Source organism: Pseudomonas syringae group sp. 243L2 (assembly GCF_032587875.1).
In the GTDB taxonomy this organism is placed as follows: domain Bacteria; phylum Pseudomonadota; class Gammaproteobacteria; order Pseudomonadales; family Pseudomonadaceae; genus Aquipseudomonas; species Aquipseudomonas amygdali.
Genome location: NZ_JAWHPL010000005.1, coordinates 120,852 through 141,445, shown reverse-complemented (window position 1 = coordinate 141,445; position 20,594 = coordinate 120,852). Strand labels below are relative to the sequence as shown.

24 protein-coding genes are annotated in these 20,594 nt (G+C 58.7%); 15 read left to right on the top strand and 9 right to left on the bottom strand.

Features of this window, described 5'->3' with window-relative positions; translation table 11 throughout:
• The first annotated feature begins 8 nt into the window (after positions 1-8).
• From RYB66_RS03785 to RYB66_RS03775, 3 genes are read left to right on the top strand one after another with little or no spacing between them, the layout of a single operon-like run.
• Positions 9-1,175, top strand: a complete 1,167-nt coding sequence (locus tag RYB66_RS03785; RefSeq protein ID WP_316893841.1) for a PLP-dependent aminotransferase family protein — start codon at positions 9-11, stop codon at positions 1,173-1,175.
• Between the two features lie 38 nt (positions 1,176-1,213).
• A complete protein-coding gene (locus RYB66_RS03780; protein ID WP_005744343.1) occupies positions 1,214-1,816 on the top strand; it encodes a glutathione S-transferase family protein in 603 nt (200 codons plus the stop codon).
• Between the two features lie 30 nt (positions 1,817-1,846).
• On the top strand, positions 1,847-2,233 hold the full coding sequence (locus tag RYB66_RS03775; protein ID WP_005744344.1) for a lysozyme inhibitor LprI family protein: 387 nt from the start codon (positions 1,847-1,849) through the stop codon (positions 2,231-2,233).
• A gap of 21 nt (positions 2,234-2,254) precedes the next feature.
• On the opposite strand, the gene RYB66_RS03770 is transcribed toward RYB66_RS03775, so the two are convergent.
• The 5 genes from RYB66_RS03770 to RYB66_RS03750 form a co-directional block, all read right to left on the bottom strand.
• Entirely contained in the window at positions 2,255-2,632 is a 378-nt protein-coding gene (locus RYB66_RS03770) for a glutathione S-transferase N-terminal domain-containing protein (protein WP_005744345.1), read from the bottom strand.
• Positions 2,633-2,707: 75 nt separating this feature from the next.
• Entirely contained in the window at positions 2,708-3,253 is a 546-nt protein-coding gene (folE, locus tag RYB66_RS03765) for a GTP cyclohydrolase I FolE (RefSeq protein WP_002552836.1), read from the bottom strand.
• 448 nt (positions 3,254-3,701) lie between these two features.
• On the bottom strand, positions 3,702-4,259 hold the full coding sequence (locus RYB66_RS03760; RefSeq protein WP_005755898.1) for a Smr/MutS family protein: 558 nt from the start codon (positions 4,257-4,259) through the stop codon (positions 3,702-3,704).
• A 45-nt stretch (positions 4,260-4,304) separates the two neighbouring features.
• Positions 4,305-4,622, bottom strand: coding sequence for a hypothetical protein (locus RYB66_RS03755; protein WP_002552838.1), 318 nt, complete (start codon positions 4,620-4,622; stop codon positions 4,305-4,307).
• Between the two features lie 149 nt (positions 4,623-4,771).
• Positions 4,772-5,362, bottom strand: a complete 591-nt coding sequence (locus RYB66_RS03750) for a cysteine hydrolase family protein (RefSeq protein ID WP_002552839.1) — start codon at positions 5,360-5,362, stop codon at positions 4,772-4,774.
• Between the two features lie 262 nt (positions 5,363-5,624).
• Here RYB66_RS03750 and prmB point away from each other — a divergent pair, with 262 nt between their 5' ends.
• Entirely contained in the window at positions 5,625-6,533 is a 909-nt protein-coding gene (gene prmB, locus RYB66_RS03745; RefSeq protein WP_002552840.1) for a 50S ribosomal protein L3 N(5)-glutamine methyltransferase, read from the top strand.
• A 44-nt stretch (positions 6,534-6,577) separates the two neighbouring features.
• Here prmB and RYB66_RS03740 read toward each other — a convergent pair whose 3' ends face one another.
• Together RYB66_RS03740 and RYB66_RS03735 are read right to left on the bottom strand one after the other, a co-directional pair.
• A complete protein-coding gene (locus RYB66_RS03740; protein ID WP_004665837.1) occupies positions 6,578-7,381 on the bottom strand; it encodes a hypothetical protein in 804 nt (267 codons plus the stop codon).
• A 101-nt stretch (positions 7,382-7,482) separates the two neighbouring features.
• Positions 7,483-8,511 (bottom strand): alpha/beta hydrolase, encoded by a 1,029-nt coding sequence (locus RYB66_RS03735; RefSeq protein ID WP_002552842.1) that lies wholly within the window; start codon positions 8,509-8,511, stop codon positions 7,483-7,485.
• Positions 8,512-8,652: 141 nt separating this feature from the next.
• On the opposite strand from RYB66_RS03735, the gene aroC reads away from it, so the two are divergent.
• The 6 genes from aroC to RYB66_RS03705 all read left to right on the top strand — a co-directional run bounded on the left by aroC (position 8,653) and on the right by RYB66_RS03705 (position 13,856).
• Positions 8,653-9,744, top strand: coding sequence for a chorismate synthase (gene aroC, locus RYB66_RS03730; RefSeq protein ID WP_316891970.1), 1,092 nt, complete (start codon positions 8,653-8,655; stop codon positions 9,742-9,744).
• Between the two features lie 30 nt (positions 9,745-9,774).
• Positions 9,775-10,938 carry an MFS transporter gene (locus tag RYB66_RS03725; protein ID WP_010197160.1) on the top strand — a complete coding sequence of 388 codons (1,164 nt, stop codon included), beginning with the start codon at positions 9,775-9,777 and terminating at the stop codon, positions 10,936-10,938.
• A complete protein-coding gene (locus RYB66_RS03720) occupies positions 10,935-11,549 on the top strand; it encodes a methylthioribulose 1-phosphate dehydratase (RefSeq protein ID WP_005731490.1) in 615 nt (204 codons plus the stop codon). The genes RYB66_RS03725 and RYB66_RS03720 overlap by 4 nt, the downstream gene beginning before the upstream one ends.
• 82 nt (positions 11,550-11,631) lie before the next feature.
• On the top strand, positions 11,632-12,177 hold the full coding sequence (locus RYB66_RS03715) for an acireductone dioxygenase (RefSeq protein WP_316891969.1): 546 nt from the start codon (positions 11,632-11,634) through the stop codon (positions 12,175-12,177).
• Between the two features lie 16 nt (positions 12,178-12,193).
• Positions 12,194-12,877, top strand: coding sequence for an acireductone synthase (mtnC, locus tag RYB66_RS03710; protein WP_316891968.1), 684 nt, complete (start codon positions 12,194-12,196; stop codon positions 12,875-12,877).
• Between the two features lie 256 nt (positions 12,878-13,133).
• A complete protein-coding gene (locus RYB66_RS03705; protein ID WP_316891967.1) occupies positions 13,134-13,856 on the top strand; it encodes a helix-turn-helix transcriptional regulator in 723 nt (240 codons plus the stop codon).
• A gap of 109 nt (positions 13,857-13,965) precedes the next feature.
• On the opposite strand, the gene RYB66_RS03700 is transcribed toward RYB66_RS03705, so the two are convergent.
• Complete coding sequence (locus RYB66_RS03700; protein ID WP_002552849.1) at positions 13,966-14,244, bottom strand: DUF3509 domain-containing protein; 279 nt, start codon at positions 14,242-14,244, stop codon at positions 13,966-13,968.
• A 346-nt stretch (positions 14,245-14,590) separates the two neighbouring features.
• Between RYB66_RS03700 and RYB66_RS03695 the strand changes: the two genes are divergently transcribed.
• Both RYB66_RS03695 and RYB66_RS03690 read left to right on the top strand, forming a co-directional pair.
• A complete protein-coding gene (locus RYB66_RS03695; RefSeq protein WP_316891966.1) occupies positions 14,591-15,136 on the top strand; it encodes an ankyrin repeat domain-containing protein in 546 nt (181 codons plus the stop codon).
• A 95-nt stretch (positions 15,137-15,231) separates the two neighbouring features.
• Positions 15,232-15,750 (top strand): hypothetical protein, encoded by a 519-nt coding sequence (locus RYB66_RS03690; RefSeq protein ID WP_004658449.1) that lies wholly within the window; start codon positions 15,232-15,234, stop codon positions 15,748-15,750.
• Here the strand turns inward: RYB66_RS03690 and RYB66_RS03685 are convergent.
• The gene (locus RYB66_RS03685; protein ID WP_004665830.1) at positions 15,747-16,673 is read right to left on the bottom strand and encodes a ZIP family metal transporter; all 927 of its coding nucleotides are present in this window, start codon (positions 16,671-16,673) and stop codon (positions 15,747-15,749) included. The two genes, RYB66_RS03690 and RYB66_RS03685, sit on opposite strands and share 4 nt — an antisense overlap.
• Positions 16,674-16,825: 152 nt before the next feature.
• Here RYB66_RS03685 and RYB66_RS03680 point away from each other — a divergent pair, with 152 nt between their 5' ends.
• The 3 genes from RYB66_RS03680 (at position 16,826) to RYB66_RS03670 (ending at position 20,417) form a co-directional block, all read left to right on the top strand.
• On the top strand, positions 16,826-17,017 hold the full coding sequence (locus RYB66_RS03680; RefSeq protein WP_002552853.1) for a PLDc N-terminal domain-containing protein: 192 nt from the start codon (positions 16,826-16,828) through the stop codon (positions 17,015-17,017).
• 189 nt (positions 17,018-17,206) lie between these two features.
• Positions 17,207-18,067 (top strand): polyamine aminopropyltransferase, encoded by an 861-nt coding sequence (gene speE / locus RYB66_RS03675; protein WP_005731500.1) that lies wholly within the window; start codon positions 17,207-17,209, stop codon positions 18,065-18,067.
• Between the two features lie 262 nt (positions 18,068-18,329).
• On the top strand, positions 18,330-20,417 hold the full coding sequence (locus RYB66_RS03670) for an LTA synthase family protein (RefSeq protein ID WP_005782986.1): 2,088 nt from the start codon (positions 18,330-18,332) through the stop codon (positions 20,415-20,417).
• Positions 20,418-20,594: the final 177 nt, after the last annotated feature.

Here is a 20,594-nt window from a genome sequence, read left to right as displayed (position 1 = left end):
TAAGTGCCATGGCTTTTTCCGAACGCGTTTCCCGTCTGAAAAGTTCTCTGATTCGCGAGATCCTCGCCGCCGCTCAGCGCCCGCAAGTGATGTCGTTCGCCGGTGGCCTGCCTGCCGAGTCGATGCTGCCCAAAGTCGAGTGGGCTGACATGCCTGTTTCTCTGGGCCAGTACGGCATGAGCGAGGGCGAACCTGCGCTGCGCGAAGCGCTGGCTGCCGACGCCCGCGCCCTGGGTATTGCTTGCGATGCCAGTCAGGTCATGGTGGTCAGTGGTTCTCAACAGACGCTGGACCTTGCGGCCAAGCTCTACATCGACAAAGGCACCGAGATTCTGCTTGAAGCACCCACCTACCTGGCGGCGCTGCAGATATTTCAGCTGTTTGGTGCCGACTGCATCACCGTGCCCCTGCAGGCCGAAGGCCCGGACCTGGTTGCCATGCGCCAGCACCTGGAGCAGCACAGGCCCGCATTCGCCTACCTGATCCCGACGTTCCAGAACCCCTCGGCAGTGCGCTACAGCCAGGCCAGCCGCGATGCGGTTGCGGCTTTGCTTGACGAGTTCGGCGTCACGTTGATCGAGGATGAGCCGTACCGCGAGTTGAGTTTTGACGGCGGCAGTGCCAGGCCGATTGTCAGCGGCCTGAAGACAGCAAGCTGGATCTACACCGGCACGGTCTCCAAAACGCTATTGCCCGGCCTGCGTGTGGGTTATCTGATCGCCAGTCCCGATCTGTTTCCGCACCTGTTGCGCCTGAAGCAGTCCGCCGATCTACATACCAATCGCCTTGGCCAATGGCAGGCCTTGCAGTGGATTGGCACTGAGCACTATCGTGAACATCTGCTGACGCTGTGCGAGTTCTACCGTGGTCGCCGGGATGCATTCGAGGATGCCTTGCAGACGCATTTTTCAGACCTGGCCGAGTGGAACAGCCCGCAAGGTGGATTGTTCTTCTGGCTGACCCTGAAACAGCCGCTGGACACCCGTACCTTGCTGGATGCCGCGTTGGCGCAGGACGTCGCGTTCATGCCGGGCGAACCTTTTTTTGCTGACCCGGACGCCAATCACGGCCATCTGCGCCTCAATTTCAGTCATATCGACCCGGCGCGTCTGAATGAAGGCATAAAGCGACTGGCGTCCGTGGTCCGTGCGGCACAGAATCTGAAAGCCGCCTGATCAGAGCCGGCAATACAGGCATATCGAGGGAGCAGGCGATGTACAAGGTTTATGGCGATTACAACTCGGGCAACTGCTACAAGGTCAAGTTGATGCTTAACCTGTTGGGCAGTGAGTACGAGTGGGTGCCGGTCGATATTCTTAATGGCGAAACCCAGACCCCGGCTTTTCTGGAGAAGAACCCAAACGGCAAGATCCCGGTGTTGGAACTGGAAGACGGCACTTGTCTATGGGAGTCCAATGCGATTCTCAATTTTCTGGCTGATGGTTCCAGGTATCTTCCGAGCGAACCGCGGCTGCGCACCCAGGTTCTGCAATGGCAGTTTTTCGAGCAGTACAGCCATGAGCCGTCGGTTGCGGTTGCCCGCTTCATCCAGTTCTATCTGGGCTTGCCGGCTGAACGCATGACCGAGTATCGGGCCATGCAGAAATCCGGTTATCGAGCGCTGGCGGTCATGGAGCAGCAGCTTGATCGCACACCGTTTCTGGTCGGTGAGAGTTTCTCCATCGCCGATATCGCCCTGTACGCCTATACCCATGTCGCTCATCAGGGCGGTTTCGATCTGGCACCTTACACCGGAATTCGGCGCTGGCTGGATCGGGTCAAGGCGCAACCGGGTTATGTCGGTATGCTGGATTGATGCACCCATTGGCTGAATAAAAGGAAATTTATGCGTGTTTCAATAGCAATTCTGGCCGCTTTCATCGCGCTGGGTATCGGCTGCTCGGCACAGGCTCAGGATTGCGATGCCAATCAGGCCAGCATGAATCAGTGTGCTGCCAATGAGCTGTCGGCGCTCGATGCTGATCTCAACAAGCAGTACAAGGCGCAGATGACGTGGCTGAAGACGCCGGCCAAGAAGCAGGCGTTCAAGGATGCACAACTGAAGTGGATAGCCCTGCGTGACGCCGATTGCCTGTATCAGGCCGGCAAGCCCGAGGACTCAGGCTCCATCTGGCCGTTGCTGCAGTCGCAATGCCTGGCTGACCAGACCCGCGTGCGCCTCAAGCAATTGCAAGCCTATGTCGCCTGCCGCGAGGAAGGTTGCCCGCGTTGAGGCACGTCGGGCACGAGGTGTTCAGATCGCGCCGAACCGCTGATTCAGGTAGTCGATAATGACCTTGGATTCGTACATCCACACGGTTTTGTCGCCTTCTTCGATTCGCAGGCAAGGCACTTTGATTTTGCCGCCCTCGTTAAGCAGCGTCTGACGGTCAAGCTCGTTGTTCTTCGCATCGCGCAAAGCAACAGGAACATTGAGACGGTGCAGGGTACGACGGGTTTTCACGCAGAACGGGCAGGCGTGGAACTGGTACAGCGTCAGGTCTTGAGCCGCCTCAGCGACAACCGCCTGGGCCTGCGGATCGCGCTTCTTCTTGCTCGGGCGGGTCAGGAAGTCGATACCAATGACGAGCTGGCCAAGGCCGACTCTTAACGCTTTCATGAACACGGTCATACCTCTTGCGGACAGTGGCGGGAATCGGCCGGACGTTCAGCGTGCGCCGTGGCACGTGAACGCTGGCTGAACGGGTCACTTGATCAGGCTGAGAAACTCACTGCGAGTGGCAGCATTTTCACGGAATTCGCCGAGCATCACTGACGTGATCATGGCCGAGTTCTGCTTCTCGACACCGCGCATCATCATGCACATGTGCTTGGCTTCGATCACCACCGCCACACCCAGTGCACCGGTAACCTGCTGGATGGCCTCGGCGATCTGACGGCTGAGGTTTTCCTGGATTTGCAGACGGCGGGCGTACATATCAACGATCCGCGCCACCTTCGACAGGCCCAGCACCTTGCCGTTAGGAATGTAGGCGACATGTGCCTTGCCAATGAACGGCAGCAGATGATGCTCGCACAGCGAGTACAGCTCGATGTCCTTGACCATGACCATTTCACTGGCATCGGAGCTGAACAGCGCGCCGTTGGTGACTTCTTCCAGCGTTTGCGCGTAACCGCGACACAGGTACTGCATGGCCTTGGCGGCGCGTTTGGGGGTGTCCAGCAGACCTTCGCGCGAGACGTCCTCGCCCAGTTGCCCGAGTATGGCGGTGTAATTCTGTTCCAGTGTCACAGGGGTGTGTTTCCGTGTGGGTTTCGATGGGTGCGAGGGCAGGCCCGTCGCCGACGGCGCACATAGTAACTTACGCAAGAGTGCGGGTGCACGGCAGCGCTGCAAATCAACCGGGCGTTATGCGTTTTGTATCGTAGCGCTTACACGTTGGCGACCAGATCGCTACCCACTTCCCCGGTGCGGCGCTGTCTGACTGTGCAGGTTATTAATCAATTGCCTGTCGAGAGAGTGAATCCGGATGTTGAGTCGAGTAGCAAAAATAGCGTTGTTCGCAATCGTACTGTCGTCGGTTTCCGGCTGCTGGCCGTTTTGGCCTGGTCCGGGCGGACATGGCGGCGGCGGTGGCCATCATGAAGGGGGTGGACCTGGAGGCCCCGGCGGTCCTGGCCCGCGCTGAGTAATACGCCGGGCAGCAGATTGCTGTCCGGCAAGAGGGGCGCGAGGAGGATTACTCGTCGCGTCCTTCCATCATGGTGCGTCTGAGTATCACGTACACCGCACCCGCACCGCCATGTTTGGCCAGGCATGAACAAAAGCCCAGTACCTGCGAATGCTGACGCAGCCAGGTGTTGACGTGGCTCTTGATCATGGGGCGCTTGCCGTCGAGGCGTACCGCCTTGCCGTGGGTGACACGTACGCAGCGTATTTCCAGTCGAGTCGCTTCAGCCAGAAACTCCCACAGCGTCTCACGCGCCACTTCCACGCTCATGCCGTGTAAGTCCAGGCTGCCTTCGAAGCTGATCTGCCCGAGTTTGAGCTTGCGCATCTGGCCTTCCTGCACGCCGTCGCGCGACCAGCTCAGGATATCTTCCGGACCGACATCGATCACGAATTGATCCGACAAGCCGTCGACGGTCACCGAATCGGTGCGCACAGTCGCCGACTGACGCAGGCGGGCCAGCATTTTTCGATCGGTCTTGGGTTTGCCGACATCGGCGTGTTCATGCTTGAGCGGCTTTACGCCGCGCGTTTCGCTTCTGAACAGGGAAAAATCGTCGTCTTGCATGGGGCCTCCGCGAAGGAAGCCATTCTAACCGTTCAAGCGCCAGGGTCAGTTGTGTTTTTTCATCAGGTGCGCCGAGATACTCAAGCCGCTGGCACTGCGTTGACGGCGGCAGCGGCGCCATAGCCAGACACCCAGATAAAGCACCAGCAACCCGCCGACGGCGACAAATGCGGCGCCTCCAGGGCTGGCATTCAGCTCGCCGAGCATCTGCGGGTGAACGGTCAGGCTGGAAACTCCGGCAACGGTCAGCAACACGCCTGACGCCAAAAGAAGCAGCGCGATCAGCGTACCGATGCGTTTGCCCCAGTTGCCCTGACCCCTGGGGCGCAGGCGACGTGCATCGAAACCATCTGACGTTTTCATGCCTTTTCCTCAATAGGTATCGGCTCAATGGAGTAACGGCGCTGTGACCCGGAGAAGAAGGGGTGGTTCCCGACTCCGGGATGATACGAGCCGGCAAGGGATAGGCGGTTATGTGAATACGCCCACACAACCACTCGTTCCGGCGCAGATCAGATCAGGTCTTTGGTCAGCGCCAGTGTGGCGAAGTTGTCGGCCATGATCGCCATCTCGGTTCTATGCACCACCTGCGCGCTGACGACGCCGTGCGGGCTCGGCAAGTCGCGGGTTGCGCAGGCATCGTCGACCAGTGTGCAGCGATAACCATAGTCCTTGGTAGCGCGAACCGTGGTGCTGATGCTCGAGTGGCTCATGAAGCCGCAGACGATCAGGTCCAGATGACCCAGCTTTTGCAGAAGATCATGCAGCCCGGTGCCGTTGAAAGCGTTGGGCAGGCGTTTTTCGACCAGATGTTCGTCGTCCTTCGGCAACAGCTCCGGCACCAGTTGACCGCGCTCGCCCTGTGGGTCGAACAGGCCGCCCACAGTGCCCAGATGGCGAATATGAACAATCGGGCACTTGACCGCACGGGCCTTCTCGACCAATTGGCAGATGTTGGCCAGGGCTTCGTCGACGCCGGTCAGGGCCAGCGGGCCGCTGAGGTACTCTTTCTGGGCATCGATGATGATCAGCGTCGCATTGCTCAAATTGGCGGGCGCATGCACCCGGCCGCTGAGTTGGAACATGGTCTTTAAATCGGACATTCACGGGCTCCTTGGTGTGGGGCTTTTGTGACATTGTCCTCTGGCTGAGGCGTTCTGGGAATGGCAACCATCGCAGGCCACGGTTTTTATGGCCTGCAGGGCAGTTGGCGGTGGGGGTGGCTGGCGGTTTGCCTTGATGGCAGTACGCGAATCATGGAAACTTCCATGCCTATCGGGTACGAAGAATGTGCATTGTTCGGAACCAGACTTTTCACCGTGGCTCGTCTTACAGCAGCTCGTCGTCTTTCCAAGGAGTTTGTCCATGATCACTTCCCGTTTGCGTACCGTGCGCGACCATATACGGTGGGCCGTCAGCCGCTTTCACGAGGAAGACGTATTTTTCGGTCATGGCACCGACAATGCCTGGGATGAAGCGCGGCAGTTGGTGCTGGGCGCATTGCATCTGCCTTGGGAAATCGCCGACAGCTACCTGGATTGCCGCCTGGAAGTCGACGAAATATCCGAACTGCAACGCCTGATCAAACGCCGAATCGATGACCGTGTGCCAACGCCATATTTGCTGGGCGAAGCCTGGTTCTGCGGTATGTCGTTCATTGTCGATGATCGTGTATTGATCCCGCGTTCACCTATTGCCGAACTGATCGAAGAGCGTTTCGCGCCCTGGCTGGCCAACGAACCAGCCCGGATTCTGGACTTGTGCACCGGCTCCGGTTGCATCGGTATCGCTTGTGCCGAGGTGTTTCCCGAAGCTGAGGTGGCCTTGGCCGACTTGTCCTACGACGCACTGGAGGTGGCTAACCAGAACATCGAGCGTCACGGCATGGAGGATCGCGTCTACACCGTGCAGGGCGACGGGTTCGACGGTTTGCCGGGGCAGCGCTTCGACCTGATCGTGTCCAACCCGCCCTATGTGGACGCCGAAGACTTTGCCGACATGCCCGACGAGTATCAGCATGAGCCTGAGCTGGCGCTGGCCTGTGGCAGCGATGGTCTGAACCTGGTACGCCGTATGCTCGCCCAGGCAGCCGATCATCTGAACGAGAAAGGCTTGCTGATCGTCGAAGTAGGCAACAGCCAGGTGCACGTGCAGGCACTGTACCCGGAAGTCGATTTCGCCTGGCTGGATTTCCAGCGCGGCGGTCACGGGGTGTTCATGCTCACAGCAGAACAGTGCCGCAACCATCAGGCGTTGTTCCAGTCGAAGGTTTGATAGGGAAGACCGAGAGAAGGGGGAGCTGAGATCAGCTCCTTTTTTTATCGGTGGGTCGCGATCCAGATCAACAGTCCCGCCTGAAACACCGCGAAGGTCACCAGGCAGGCAATCGTGAAGCGCAGACCGGCGTCCTCGCGCTTGTACTTGCCGACCCGGTCCTCGTGCTGGCGAATGGTCACTTCCTGTTCGATCAGGTTCTTCTCGGCCTTTTCCAGCATTTGCGAGGCTTCGAGAATTTCGATGATCTGCACCTTGTCGTTGTTCCAGGTGCTGTGCAGGTTGCCGACGTGTACGTCCTTGATGGTGCCTTTCATGTGCTGGGCATCGGCGTACGCTACTTCAAAACCCAAGGTGCGCAGAAAGTGGTCACGACGCAGGCGTGTGTCTTCGTTCAGGCCGTCCTTGCTCGCCAGCGCTACGCCTTCAATCTTGTAGGATGACCATCTTTTCTGCGCCCAATGCACGGCATGGGCGATCATGAAACGACCGATGCCGCGGTTCCACGGCTCAATCTGCAAGCCTGATTCGGGACCGAAGCGCACAGTGCGCTTTTCGTGATCGGCCCAGACATCCAGATTGTTCTGCTCCTTGCGGACCCGTTGGCCTGGCAGCTGCACATTGATGCGCAGCAGGCTCAATTCCTTGCTGTGCCGCTCGGCACGACCAAACTGCACAAAACGCAAGGGCCGTCCGCCGGTGGCGCGGTCGGTAGGCTGTGGTGCCAGACGCAACATCTGAAAGTTCTCGGGCAGAACGTCTTCCCACGGCTGCGGCGGTGCCTGAACCTCGGCTTCTACGCTTTCGGGTGCTGCAGTGGTTTCAGTCATGATATTCGCGTCAGTCATAATGGTGTCCTTTCCTGGGCCTTGCACCGGGATACTTGCAACGGAACAAGAAGCCAGCAAACCGCTATCGGCCAGATATCCGAAGACTGAAGGGTTTGCAATTATCTGACGTCAGATTTTTTTCCTGGTTGGGGCAGGGCCTTGATGAAGGCCAGGATCCGCTTGGTCACTTCACTGGCCAGCGGCTGGGTCGGGTTGCGGTAGGACAACAACTGCTGCTGTAAGTCGTCTGGCACGATACGCAGCACATGATTCATTCCGTCGATCAGGGCCAGTTCAGCATCCGGTCTGGCTTTTTGCAGCAGCAGGGCATCGCCCACGCCCACCTGAATGTCGTTGCGCCCCTGAACGATCAGCGCCGGGATGTGCACCGCAGCGAAGGCTGCGGCGGGGTCCTGGCGAAACAGCGAGATCAGATACGGCTGGACACTGGGGCGAAATACCACTTCCAGCTCGGCGGGCACGTTGTCGTCGGTCTTGCCCGCCTTCAGTTCATCGAGCAACTGATTGCTGCGTTGCAGCAGATCCGGTGGCAAGCGCTCCTGAAATTGTTCGCGCAGCACCTGATCGACAGGCCGTCCGGTGCCCGCCACGGAAATCAGCGCCGCTGCACCCACTTTTTCAGCCGCCAGCGTCGCCACCAGCGCACCCTCGCTGTGGCCCAGAAGAATCAGCTGGCCAAGGCGCGGGTTGGCTTTGAGCGCTCTGGCCCAGAGTTGAACATCGGCCACGTAGCGCTCGACGCTCAGGTTGCGTTCATCCGGCGTGACTGCCTTGCTGGCTGCGACGCCGCGTTTGTCGTAGCGCACGCTGGCGATATTGTTTTTAGCCAGAACCACCGCCAGGCGTTTCATGCTGTCGTTGCGTCCACCCTCAGGGTTGTTGCCGTCGCGGTCGGTGGGGCCGGAACCGGCGATGATCAGCACCACCGGGACCGGTTTGTCCGAACGGGGCATCAGCAGAGTGCCGTACAGTTTGCCGTTTTCGGTATCCACCGTGATCGGCCGCTGCACCACGCTGGGCGCCGCAGCACTGGCTGTTCCGGCGATTAGGCTCAGGGTCAATGTTATCGGCAGGGCCAGCAGACGCAGCGCGTTTGGTACTCGAAGCAGGGAATTACCGGATAACATCGCAAGGCCATCATGGGGAGAGTCTCGCTTGGACGCGCGGCGTGACAGAAGGTTCGAGGATGAACTGAACCGCGAGCCTGCGTATACTGGCGCGCTTGGTTTAACGATCTGGTTTTTTGGCTGATTTTTCGGAGCGCCCGCATGTCCGGCAACACTTTCGGCAAGCTGTTCACTGTCACCACTGCCGGCGAAAGCCACGGCCCGGCGCTGGTCGCTATCGTCGACGGCTGCCCGCCGGGGCTGGAGCTGGACCTGCAAGACCTGCAGCGTGATCTGGACCGGCGCAAGCCAGGCACCAGCCGTCATACCACGCAGCGTCAGGAGGCCGATGAGGTCGAGATCCTGTCTGGCGTCTTCGAGGGCAAAACCACCGGTGCCTCCATAGGCCTGCTGATCCGCAACACAGACCAGAAGTCCAAGGACTATTCGGCCATCAAGGACCTGTTCCGTCCGGCCCATGCCGATTACACCTACCACCACAAGTACGGTATTCGCGATTACCGCGGCGGCGGCCGCAGTTCGGCACGGGAAACCGCCATGCGCGTGGCAGCGGGGGCGATTGCCAAGAAATACCTGGCAACCCAGGGCATCGTCATTCGCGGCTACATGAGCCAGCTGGGCCCGATCCAGATCCCGTTCAAGACCTGGGATTCGGTCGAAGACAACGCGTTTTTCTGCCCCGACCCTGACAAGGTGCTGGAACTGGAAGCCTACATGGACCAGCTGCGACGTGATCAGGACTCGGTCGGGGCGAAAATAACGGTAGTGGCCGAAGGCGTAATGCCCGGCCTCGGCGAGCCGATCTTTGATCGTCTGGACGCCGAGCTGGCACACGCGCTGATGAGCATCAATGCGGTCAAGGGCGTGGAGATCGGTGCCGGTTTCGACTGCGTTGCACAGCGCGGCACCGAGCACCGCGACGAGATGACCCCACAGGGTTTCCTGTCCAATCAGGCGGGCGGCATTCTTGGCGGCATTTCCTCCGGCCAGCCGATCATTGCGCATCTGGCGCTCAAACCAACCTCCAGCATCACCACGCCGGGGCGTTCGATCGATACCGATGGCAACGCGGCTGACGTCATCACCAAAGGCCGGCACGACCCGTGTGTCGGCATTCGCGCCACGCCAATTGCCGAGGCGATGATGGCCATCGTGTTGCTTGATCATCTGCTGCGTCATCGCGGTCAGAACGCCGATGTCAGCGTCAACACGCCTGTGCTGGGACAGTTGTAATGCGCGCTGTCACGGTCGCGGACTGCTAGCGTGACGCAAACATCCGGCGGACAGCTTCCTTACTGGCGGCTGTCCGGGTTCTACGTGTGCTATTTCGCTTTGCTCGGCCTGTCTGCGCCGTTCATGGCCCTTTATCTTCATCACTTGGGTTTTTCCAGCTCACGCATAGGCGAACTGATCGCCATCCCTATGCTGATGCGCTGCGTTGCGCCCAATCTCTGGGGGTGGCTGGGTGATCACACTGGTTGGCGTCTGACCATTGTGCGGTCTGGTGCCATCTGCACATTGTTGGCGTTTTCGCTGATTCTGTTCGAAAAAAGCTATGCCTGGCTGGCGATGGTCATGGCGTTCTATGCGTTCTTCTGGCATGCCATCCTGCCGCAGTTCGAAGTCATCACCCTCGCGCACCTGCAAGGCCAGACCTCGCGTTACAGCCAGATCCGGCTGTGGGGCTCGATCGGTTTCATTCTGGCGGTCGTGGTGCTGGGACGGGTGTTCGAATGGTTCAGTCTGGATCTGTTTCCTTACATCGCGCTGGCGATCATGGCCGGTATCGTTGTCAGCAGCTGGTGGGTGCCGAATGCGCATCCCTCACCGTCGAGCCGTGAAACCGTGTCGGGCGGCTTTCTCAGGCAACTGGCGCGTCCTGGTGTCTTGGCGTTCTACCTCAGTGTCGCGCTGATGGTGCTCAGCCATGGGCCGTATTACACCTTTTTGACCTTGCACCTCGAAGCGCTCGGTTACAGCCGTGGCCTGATCGGCCTGCTATGGGCGGTCGGTGTGGTGGCTGAAGTGCTGATGTTCATGGTCATGAGCCGGATTCTGCAGCGTTTCTCCGTGCGCCAGGTACTGTTCGCCAGTTTTCTGCTGGCCGCATTGCGCTGGCTGCTGCTGGGACTGTTTGCCGATCACCTGACCGCGCTGCTGATTGCCCAGGTGATGCACGCCGCCACGTTCGGCAGCTTTCACGCCGCTGCCATTCATTTCGTGCAAAGTAGCTTTGGCCCGCGTCAGCAAGGACAGGGGCAGGCACTGTATGCCGCGTTGTCCGGCGTGGGTGGCGCGTTGGGCGCTCTGTATTCCGGTTACAGCTGGAACGCGCTGGGGCCAGCCTGGACGTTTGCCATTGCCAGCCTTGTAGCCTTTGCCGCAGCCATCATGATTATCACACCCAAGAAAGAGGAAGGTGTATGAGCCGCGAACAACTTAGCGTGGAAATAATCGAGGCCGGGCGCTTCCTGTATGGCCGCGGCTGGTCGCCTGCCACCAGCAGCAATTACTCCGCGCGTCTTTCAGCCACCGAGGCGCTGCTGACCGTATCGGGCAGGCACAAGGGCCAGTTGGGTCCTGACGATGTGCTGGCTACCGATATGGCAGGCAACAGCCTGGAGCCCGGGAAAAAGCCGTCTGCTGAAACCTTGCTGCACACCCAGTTGTACAGCAGCAGGCCACAGGTCGGCGCGGTGCTGCACACCCACTCGGTGAATGCGACGGTGCTGTCGAGGCTGACTGCCGCCGATCATCTGGTGTTCGAGGATTACGAGCTGCAAAAGGCCTTTCACGGCGTGGTCACTCATCAGTCGCAGGTCGTGGTACCGATTTTCGACAACGATCAGGATATTGCCCGTCTCGCCGCAAAGGTGCAGCCTTGGCTGGACGCCCATCCCGAGTGCGCTGGTTACCTGATCCGCGGTCACGGTCTCTACACCTGGGGGGCAAAAATGAGCGACGCCTTGCGCCAGATCGAAGCGTTCGAGTTTCTGTTTGAATGCGAACTTAAAATGCGCGCGGTATTGAACCGTTGAAAACGTCGTATTAAAACCAGCCTGTAAGCCTGACCTGCCTGTAAAAGCCGGAAGGTGGTGCCCCAAACCGAGGATTCATGCCATGAGCAGCCTGTCCGTTTATCACGTTTCAAGCCCTGACACGCCCAACAAGGTGCTGACCCATCTGGAAGATATTGCTTCGACGCTGGCCGAGCACGGCGTGGCGTTCGACCGCTGGGAAGCGGCAGCGCCGATTACCCCCGGTGCCAGCCAGGAAGAAGTGATCAGCGCCTATCGTACCCAGATCGACAAGCTGATGACCGAGCATGGTTATGTCACCGTGGACGTCATCAGCCTCAACAGTGACCACCCGCAGAAAGCCGAATTGCGCGCCAAATTTCTTGAAGAGCATCGGCATGGCGAGGACGAAGTGCGCTTTTTCGTAGCCGGGCGGGGCTTGTTCACATTGCACATCGACGACTACGTATACGCCGTGCTGTGCGAAAAGAACGACCTGATTTCCGTACCGGCCGGCGCCCGGCACTGGTTCGATATGGGCGAAAACCCGCATTTCGTTGCCATCCGCCTGTTCAACAATCCGGAAGGCTGGGTGGCGAATTTTACCGGTGAAGACATTGCTGGCCGTTTTCCACGGCTGGAAGACTGACAGGAGCCCGATTCTGATGCCCATCAAAGCTATCCTCACGGATATTGAAGGCACCACCAGCGCAGTGAGTTTTGTTTTCGACGTGCTGTTTCCGTTTGCCAAAAAGCACCTGCCCGGGTTTGCTCGGCAAAACGCCGGACAACCGGCAGTGGCGTCGCAGCTGCAAGCGGTACGCAGCGAGGCCGGCGAGCCTGATGCCGATGTCGAGCGGGTTATTGCAATACTGCTGGAATGGATTGCCGAAGACCGCAAGGCCACGCCGCTCAAGGCGTTGCAGGGCATGGTCTGGGAGCAGGGCTATAACGCCGGACAGCTCAAGGGCCATGTTTACCCGGATGCTGTCGATGCCTTGAAACACTGGCATCAACAGGGCTACAGGCTTTACGTTTATTCCTCGGGCTCAATTCAGGCTCAGCAATTGATTTTCGGCTGTTCCGAGGCGGGCGATCTGTCCGGTCTGTTCAGTGGTTACTTCGATACGACGTCCGGCCCCAAGCGCGAAGCGCAGTCCTACCGGACGATTGCGCAGGCAATCGAGTGTCCTGCCGAGCACATTCTGTTCCTCTCGGATATCGTCGAAGAGCTCGACGCAGCGCAGGCCGCTGGCATGGTCACCTGCGGTCTGGCGCGTGACGGCGGGGTGCTTGCGGGTCACAGATATGTGAGCAGTTTCGCGCTCATTGACCCTGCTTCGTTCTAAACGACATCAGCCTGTCGTGCGCGGCATTGTCCTGATGCCGCGGTATGAAAATCTGCCCGCCGCAAGGCTTGCACGCTATTTTCTGTCTGGAGCGTCCTGTTTTTGAGTGGGACGTTGCCTACCTGAAAGTGCGTTGAGTCTGTTTGTTCTGCTCGTCATTCTTCAACGCGATTATTCGTGTAAGTTCTGCGCCCATCGTCCCCTGAGTCACGGACAACACCTGTACCGATTCACGGGCGCATAAGGAGCGGCAGCGATGTGCAGTGCCATTACAGAAAGCGCAAGCAGGGACTTATTGATACAGCAGATGGTGAGCACGATCAGCGAACTCGATGGCCAGACCGCTATCGAGAATGCCCTCGAATGGCTAAGGCGCGAATGCAACAGTGAGCGGGCGATGTTCTATCAGTTCAAAGGGCCGGTGCTGCTGACGTTCATTACCTGCAATGTCGATGATGCCTGGGGCAAGGCTTACCGCCAGCGCGAGTTCATCACCCAGGATCCGGTCATCCGCTGTTATCGCAATCAGTTCGGATTTGTGAACTGGCAGGATGCATTCAGACAGTATCCGGTGTCAGCGTGTTACGAAGAAATCGTCGATACGTGCGAACTGCTTCCGGCCATTTCCTACGGTTACATGAACCATTGCCGTGGTGCCGACAGCGTGACGTCGGTTTGTACGCTGGGTGAAGTGGGGCGAGCGATCTCCGCTGAACAAAAATACCTCATGAGCAGTCTCATGCCGGTGCTGCACAGCGTTGCGCGGGGTTTGAAGTTCTGCTCTCGCGGTTTGACCCATCGGGAACTGGAGGTACTGCAGTGGGCCAGGGATGGAAAAACTGCCTGGGAGATCTCAATGATCCGCGACGTGTCGGAGTCGACGGTGAAGTATCACCTCAAGACCATCTATTCCAAGCTCGGTGTCGCCAATAGGGCGCAGGCGGTAGGCGAAGCGCTTTGCCGGGGTTTGATCAGGTAATCGACACCTGAAAACGCGGGCAAAAAAAAGCCGCGAGAACAAGGTGTAATCGCGGCAAACAAGGGATGAGAGCGTACAGCGGGTGCCGCCTGTCAAGGCGGCGGGAAAATCAACGGGTGTGGTAAGTCGGCAGGTCGAAGCGGTGCTGACTTTGCAGCATCGAAATAGCTGGCAACTCGCTGGCTTGTGCAGCGAGGTCGCGGCGGATAGCACTGATTACCCATTCCAGCTGGACCGGAGTGTGCAACTGAGCATAAGACACGGAGCGACGGATCTGCTTGCCATCGTGAGTACGCAGTGACAACAGAACACCACCATCAGGACGTGGCTGGGTGGTAACGGTGTAGTCGGAGAATACGGAAGCGAATTTTTCTTGAATAAAAGTCATGTCAGGCGGCTCCATTGCTCATGGGATAATAAGCTTGGAAGTACTATTGCAGTGTCTGTGCCAGTCTTTGACTTAAAATAAATCCTTTAAAATCAATAACTTGAAATATTGTCTATTTTAAGGCTTCGTGCATTTTGCATGAACACCCTTCGTGCGCCCTGCATTTTGCCGTTTCCTGCACGATGGGTATCGGGCAGAAGGGGGATTGCATGGCTTGCGGTGATCAGGAGCAGGTATTGCGCATCCATATCCATGCTGATCGAACAGCTGGCGAGACTTGAGGTCAGTGTGTGTATCGACGCCGGGTCAACGCATGCCCGGAGTACCGTGCGCCAAGGAGTAGTTAATGACCGATACAAATATCAGCGCTTCGCAAACCATGACTGAAGACGAAGCCGCCGAGTTCGCCGAGCAGGTATTCGATGTGGCTCGCCAGGGAAATGCAGTCATGTTGGAGCGTCTGCTTGAAAAGGGCCTGCCTGCAGACTTGCGCAACCACAAGGGCGACACGCTGCTGATGCTGGCCAGTTATCACTGTCATGCGGATGCGGTCCGGGTGCTGCTTGATCACAAGGCCGATCCGGAAATTCGCAACGACAATGGTCAGAGCCCTATCGCCGGTGCCGCGTTCAAGGGCGATCTGGCGGTGGTGAGGCTGCTGGTCGAGGCCGGTGCAGACGTTGACGGCTCCTCTGCCGATGGTCGTACTGCGTTGATGATGGCGGCCATGTTCAATCGCAACGAGATAGTCGATTACCTGATCAGTCAGGGCGCGGACCCGCATGCCACTGATGCCAAGGGCATCACGGCACTGGGTGCCGCTCAGGCAATGGGTGCGACTGTCACCATTGATCAACTGATCAAACTGGGTGTGCAGCCGGCCCGGTCCTGATGCTGAGTGCCTTCAGGGCATGAACACATAGAGGCGCGATGGATTTACCGTTATCCTTCGCGCCTCTTTTTTTGCCCGTTATCAGGATCGCTCCCATGAAAGACTCACTGGTCGAATTAATCAGCAAAGTCAGCTCCGGCTGCATGGGCGACGACGAAATCGTGCGTATTGCCGATGAAGCCGCGCAGGCGTATGCCGACCCTCAGGCTTTTCTGGCCGCCAATCCTGATATCAACTACGACGACACCTTTCCGATTCCGCTGGGCGAATGGGTGGTGGTGGGCAGTCTGCCGGAAACCGTGCTGTTTCAGGCCGACAGTTATATGGACCTGTTCGAGCAGATCGTGCAGTCATTCGGCAAGGACGTGACGTTCAACATCAAGCCGAAACAATTGGCCAAGGTCGAACCACTGGTAGCGCTCAACCGGATTCAGATTCAATTGAGCAGCATGAACAAGGACATGGGCGGCTATGTGCTGATGAACTTCAGCCAGCCGCTGGATGACGAACTGCAGGCGGTGCTGGTGTACGGCCGTGACGAGGCGCGGGTGCTTGAACTGGCGGCGTTGGCCGGCATCCATGCCGCACCCGCTTTGCAGGCATTGCGCGGTTAACCCAGCGCCGTGTCGAGAAACATCATTACCGCGAAGCCGCCCATCAGGCCGAGCGTCGCCGAGGTCTGATGGCCGTTGCGGTGGGTTTCCGGGATGACTTCATGGGACACCACGAAGATCATCGCACCTGCCGCCAGCCCCATGCTGAGCGGGTAGGCGATGGCAAACCCGCTGGAAATACCCAGGCCCACCAGCGCGCCCAGCGGCTCCATGAGTCCTGAACCGATGGCCACCAGCATTGCCTTGAATGCCGACAGCCCGGTAGCACGCAGGGCCAGCGCAATGGCCAGGCCCTCAGGGATGTCCTGAATAGCAATGGCAGTAGTCAACGGCAGGCCGACGTTCATGTCGCCGCTGGCGAAGCTCACACCTATCGCCATGCCCTCCGGCAGGTTATGCAGGGTAATCGCCAGGACAAACAGCCAGACCCGGCTGATTCGCTCTGAATGAGGACCCTGACGGCCCACGCTTTCATGCTCGTGCGGGGTGAACTTGTCCAGCCCAAGCATCAACAGCACACCCAGGCCCAGACCGGTCACCACCGTCGCAGCGGCCCAAGGGCCGCTGTCGGTTATGCCCCGGGCGGCCTCCAGCCCTGGCAGTATCAGCGAGAACGAGCTGGCAGCCAGCATCATGCCGGCAGCAAAACCGAGCATGATGTCTTGAGCGCGTTGCGAAACGTTGCGCAGGGCGACCGCCATGACTGCACCCAGCGCCGTCGCCAGGAAGCCGGCCGTACCGCCCAGCAGTGCATGATTGAAGTTGACCTGGCTAGTGCCATAGAAGGCGTTGTAAAGACTGATGCCGCCGAGGCCGACGACGATCAGCAGAGCAAGGGCGAAACCCAGGCTCACCAGCGGGCTGCCCTGAAGATGGTTAAACCATGTCGCCCAAGGCGTTCGGGGTTGTGCGGGCGTTGGCATGAAGACGGCTACCTGTGTGAGGGTGAAAGCGATAATGAATGAAATGCGAAGTCGACCCCCGTTGGGAGCCTGAGAATATAAGGTTGGTTCAACGGAACCCCCGAACGGCGCAACTATCCTAGGAAGGTAAGCATTCAATTAGGGGCAACACCATGGGTTCTAGTTTCAACGGCCTGGTCGGCTTGATCATTCTGGCGCTCGATATCTGGGCCATCATCAATGTCTTGAAAAGCGGCGCCGAGACCGGCAAGAAAATTCTCTGGGTATTGTTGATCGTGCTGTTGCCTGTTGTGGGCCTGATCATCTGGGCAATCCTCGGACCGCGCGGCAACGTGCGAATCTGACACGCCGGAAGGTTGGCAGCGAACGCTTGATTACCCTGGGTAATCAGGCGTTTTTCGTTCATGGGCCAGGGCATTTGCAAGCAAGACGCTGCACAGAGGTTCGACCTGTCATGTTCCTCGACGTAGAATGCGCGCCTTTGTTGTGGGCGGTCGGCCGTCCTGTCATCAGTACCCAGCGGGAGCTTACCCATGAGCGATTATCAGGAAACGTTGTACGAAGGCTACGGCCAGCGCTTTCGTATGGAAAAAATGCTGCACGAAGTGCGTACCGAACACCAGCATCTGGTGATCTTCCAGAACCCGCGCATGGGCCGCGTCATGGCGCTGGACGGCGTGATCCAGACCACCGAGGCGGATGAGTTCATCTATCACGAAATGCTCACTCACGTGCCGATTCTGGCCCACGGCGCTGCCAAACGTGTACTGATCATTGGCGGCGGCGATGGCGGCATGCTGCGCGAAGTCGCCAAGCACCTGACCGTCGAGCACATCACCATGGTCGAGATCGACGCCACGGTGGTCGAGATGTGCAAGGAGTTCCTGCCCAATCACTCCAGTGGCGCTTTTGACGATTCGCGCTTGAACCTGGTCATCGACGACGGCATGCGCTTTGTCGCGACGACCGAAGAGAAGTTCGACGTGATCATCTCCGACTCCACTGATCCTATCGGTCCGGGCGAAGTGCTGTTTTCGGAGAACTTTTATCAGGCCTGTCATCGCTGCCTGAACGAGGGCGGCATTCTGGTTACCCAGAACGGTACGCCCTTCATGCAACTGAGCGGTGTGCAGACCACTGCAGGACGCATGAATGGCCTGTTTGCCGATTGGCATTTCTATCAGGCCGCCATCCCGACCTACATCGGCGGTGCAATGACTTTTGCCTGGGGCGCCACTGACAAGAGCTACCGCAAACTGCCACTGGAAACCCTGCGTCAGCGCTTCATGGGCAGCGGTATTGTTACGCGCTATTACAACCCGGAAGTTCACATTGGCGCATTCGCCTTGCCGCAGTACGTACTGCAGGCTGTGAGCAAGGCCAGCAACGACTGATCAATAGATCTGACGTTAGCGGCCGGGTCAGCCCTAACGCCGCCTGAGAGGCGTTGAAGCGCGCAACTGGCGACAGAAATTTCACACTTTCTTTCCCAGAATTGCGCGCGAAGCTGAACAGGCACGCGTATTCATGGGCCGCCCCGGCCCCTGGTGACCCGCAATCAAGTAATATCTGCGCCCTGTCGTACGCCGCCCGCCCTTGGTGAAGGGCGGTGCTGCACCCTGAACCTACCCCTGAATCCACCGGATCCTGACAACCATGGCTAAAACGGACGCCCAGATTCATCGGCAAGCCCGCCTGCTGAACCCGACTGTCAAATCGCATCTGGCTTACATCCTGCTCAGCGGTTTCGCTTTGATGGTGATGTACACGCTGTTGCGTATCGGTCTGCTGGTCTACAACCGCGAGATGATTGGCGACACGCCAGCCTCGACATTCCTTGAAGCACTGTTTAACGGCACGCGCTTCGACCTGCGCCTGACCATGTATCTGCTCATTCCGCTGGTGCTGTCGCTGTTCAGCGCCCGGGCCATGGCTGCACGCGGGTTTTTCCGGTTCTGGCTGACCTTGGTCGGCAGCATCACGCTGTTCTTCGGCTTGATGGAAATGGACTTCTACCGTGAGTTTCACCAGCGCCTGAACGGTCTGGTGTTTCAATATGTCAAGGAAGACCCCAAGACTGTCCTGAGCATGCTCTGGTATGGCTTTCCGGTGGTTCGCTACCTGCTCGCCTGGGCAATCGTGACCTGGCTGTTGAGCCTGGTGTTCAAGGGCATCGACCGCCTGACGCGGCCACGCCTCGTAACGACGAAGGGCACCCAGACGGTCAGTACAGTTGCGCCGTGGTACATGCGTGTTGGCGTTTTCGTGCTGGTATTGCTGGTTATGGTGGTGTGCATCCGTGGCACCCTGCGCCAGGGCCCACCGCTGCGTTGGGGTGACGCTTACACCACCGACTCCAACTTCGCCAACCAGCTGGGCCTGAACGGCACACTGACCCTGATTACGGCGGCCAAGAGCCGTATGTCCGAAGATCGCGACAACATCTGGAAGGCGACGCTGCCACAGGCCGAGGCGCAGCAGACGGTGCGCGACATGCTGCTGACCTCGCATGACAAGCTGGTGGAACCCGATATTGCCGCTGTGCGTCGTGACTTCACGCCACCGGCAGAGAACACCTTGCCGATCCGCAACGTGGTCGTGATCCTGATGGAAAGCTTCGCCGGTCACTCGGTAGGGGCGCTGGGCAACGATGCCAACATCACGCCGTATTTCGACAAGCTGTCGAAAGAGGGTCTGTTGTTCGACCACTTCTTCTCCAACGGCACCCACACCCATCAGGGCATGTTCGCCACCATGGCGTGCTTCCCGAACCTGCCGGGTTTTGAGTACCTGATGCAGACGCCAGAGGGCAGCCATAAGCTGTCGGGCCTTCCGCAATTGCTGAGCGCGGGTCGCAACTACGATGACGTCTATGTCTATAACGGCAACTTCGCCTGGGACAACCAGTCGGGCTTCTTCAGCAACCAGGGCATGACCAACTTTGTTGGTCGCGAGGACTTCGTCAATCCGGTGTTCTCCGATCCGACCTGGGGCGTTTCCGACCAGGACATGTTCGACCGTGGCGCCCAGGAGCTCAAAGCCCGTCAGGACGGCAAGCCGTTCTATGCGCTGCTGCAGACCCTTTCCAACCACACGCCGTATGCGTTGCCGGACCCGCTGCCGGTCGAGCGTGTGACCGGACACGGCTCGCTGGATGAGCATTTGACCGCCATGCGTTATGCCGACTGGGCGCTGGGCCAGTTCTTCGAGAAGGCCAAAAAAGAGCCTTACTACAAGAACACCCTGTTCGTGGTGCTGGGCGACCACGGTTTCGGCAATGACAAGCAGTTGACTGAAATGGACCTGGGGCGTTTCAACGTGCCATTGCTACTGATCGGGCCTGGTGTACAAGAGAAATTCGGCCAGCGCAGCAGCATTGTTGGCACGCAGGTTGACGTCGTGCCAACCATCATGGGTCGTCTGGGTGGCCTGAACCGCAACCAGTGCTGGGGCCGCGATCTGCTGAACCTGCCGGAAGGCGACAAGGGTTTTGGCGTGATCAAGCCGTCGGGCAGTGAGCAGGTGGTCGCGATCATCAGCGGCAACCGCATTCTGATCGAGCCGACAGAAATGCCGGCCAAGCTGTTGACCTACACACTGGGTGCCAAGCCGTCTGCCGAAGAAGTGCCTGATGCACCTGACACTCAGGAGCTCAAGCGCAAGCTGGAAAGCTTCCTGCAGACCGCCACCAAGAGCCTTCTGGACAACACGGCCGGTGTCGAGGCCAGCAAGAACCGTAACTGACCATGACTGACTTGTCCGGGTACCCGGCAAGTCGGATCAGCAGCACACAAAAGGCCCTCGGCATCCATTGCGAGGGCCTTTTGTTTTGCCCGTCATCGCGGGCTGTCCGGCGTAATTCGTTGGAACGAATGCGAGGGCCAAAAGGTCCTTATCACATAAGCCAGAGTGCCTGGCTTC

Bases quoted from the DNA above. Each gene is read 5' to 3' on its own strand.
- RYB66_RS03785 (WP_316893841.1), top strand. From the start codon at position 9: ATGGCTTTTTCCGAACGCGTTTCCCGTCTGAAAAGTTCTCTGATTCGC.
- RYB66_RS03780 (WP_005744343.1), top strand. From the start codon at position 1,214: ATGTACAAGGTTTATGGCGATTACAACTCGGGCAACTGCTACAAGGTC.
- RYB66_RS03775 (WP_005744344.1), top strand. From the start codon at position 1,847: ATGCGTGTTTCAATAGCAATTCTGGCCGCTTTCATCGCGCTGGGTATC.
- RYB66_RS03770 (WP_005744345.1), bottom strand. From the start codon at position 2,632: ATGACCGTGTTCATGAAAGCGTTAAGAGTCGGCCTTGGCCAGCTCGTC.
- RYB66_RS03760 (WP_005755898.1), bottom strand. From the start codon at position 4,259: ATGCAAGACGACGATTTTTCCCTGTTCAGAAGCGAAACGCGCGGCGTA.
- RYB66_RS03755 (WP_002552838.1), bottom strand. From the start codon at position 4,622: ATGAAAACGTCAGATGGTTTCGATGCACGTCGCCTGCGCCCCAGGGGT.
- RYB66_RS03750 (WP_002552839.1), bottom strand. From the start codon at position 5,362: ATGTCCGATTTAAAGACCATGTTCCAACTCAGCGGCCGGGTGCATGCG.
- prmB (WP_002552840.1), top strand. From the start codon at position 5,625: ATGATCACTTCCCGTTTGCGTACCGTGCGCGACCATATACGGTGGGCC.
- RYB66_RS03740 (WP_004665837.1), bottom strand. From the start codon at position 7,381: ATGACTGACGCGAATATCATGACTGAAACCACTGCAGCACCCGAAAGC.
- RYB66_RS03735 (WP_002552842.1), bottom strand. From the start codon at position 8,511: ATGTTATCCGGTAATTCCCTGCTTCGAGTACCAAACGCGCTGCGTCTG.
- aroC (WP_316891970.1), top strand. From the start codon at position 8,653: ATGTCCGGCAACACTTTCGGCAAGCTGTTCACTGTCACCACTGCCGGC.
- RYB66_RS03720 (WP_005731490.1), top strand. From the start codon at position 10,935: ATGAGCCGCGAACAACTTAGCGTGGAAATAATCGAGGCCGGGCGCTTC.
- RYB66_RS03715 (WP_316891969.1), top strand. From the start codon at position 11,632: ATGAGCAGCCTGTCCGTTTATCACGTTTCAAGCCCTGACACGCCCAAC.
- mtnC (WP_316891968.1), top strand. From the start codon at position 12,194: ATGCCCATCAAAGCTATCCTCACGGATATTGAAGGCACCACCAGCGCA.
- RYB66_RS03705 (WP_316891967.1), top strand. From the start codon at position 13,134: ATGTGCAGTGCCATTACAGAAAGCGCAAGCAGGGACTTATTGATACAG.
- RYB66_RS03700 (WP_002552849.1), bottom strand. From the start codon at position 14,244: ATGACTTTTATTCAAGAAAAATTCGCTTCCGTATTCTCCGACTACACC.
- RYB66_RS03695 (WP_316891966.1), top strand. From the start codon at position 14,591: ATGACCGATACAAATATCAGCGCTTCGCAAACCATGACTGAAGACGAA.
- RYB66_RS03690 (WP_004658449.1), top strand. From the start codon at position 15,232: ATGAAAGACTCACTGGTCGAATTAATCAGCAAAGTCAGCTCCGGCTGC.
- RYB66_RS03685 (WP_004665830.1), bottom strand. From the start codon at position 16,673: ATGCCAACGCCCGCACAACCCCGAACGCCTTGGGCGACATGGTTTAAC.
- RYB66_RS03680 (WP_002552853.1), top strand. From the start codon at position 16,826: ATGGGTTCTAGTTTCAACGGCCTGGTCGGCTTGATCATTCTGGCGCTC.
- speE (WP_005731500.1), top strand. From the start codon at position 17,207: ATGAGCGATTATCAGGAAACGTTGTACGAAGGCTACGGCCAGCGCTTT.
- RYB66_RS03670 (WP_005782986.1), top strand. From the start codon at position 18,330: ATGGCTAAAACGGACGCCCAGATTCATCGGCAAGCCCGCCTGCTGAAC.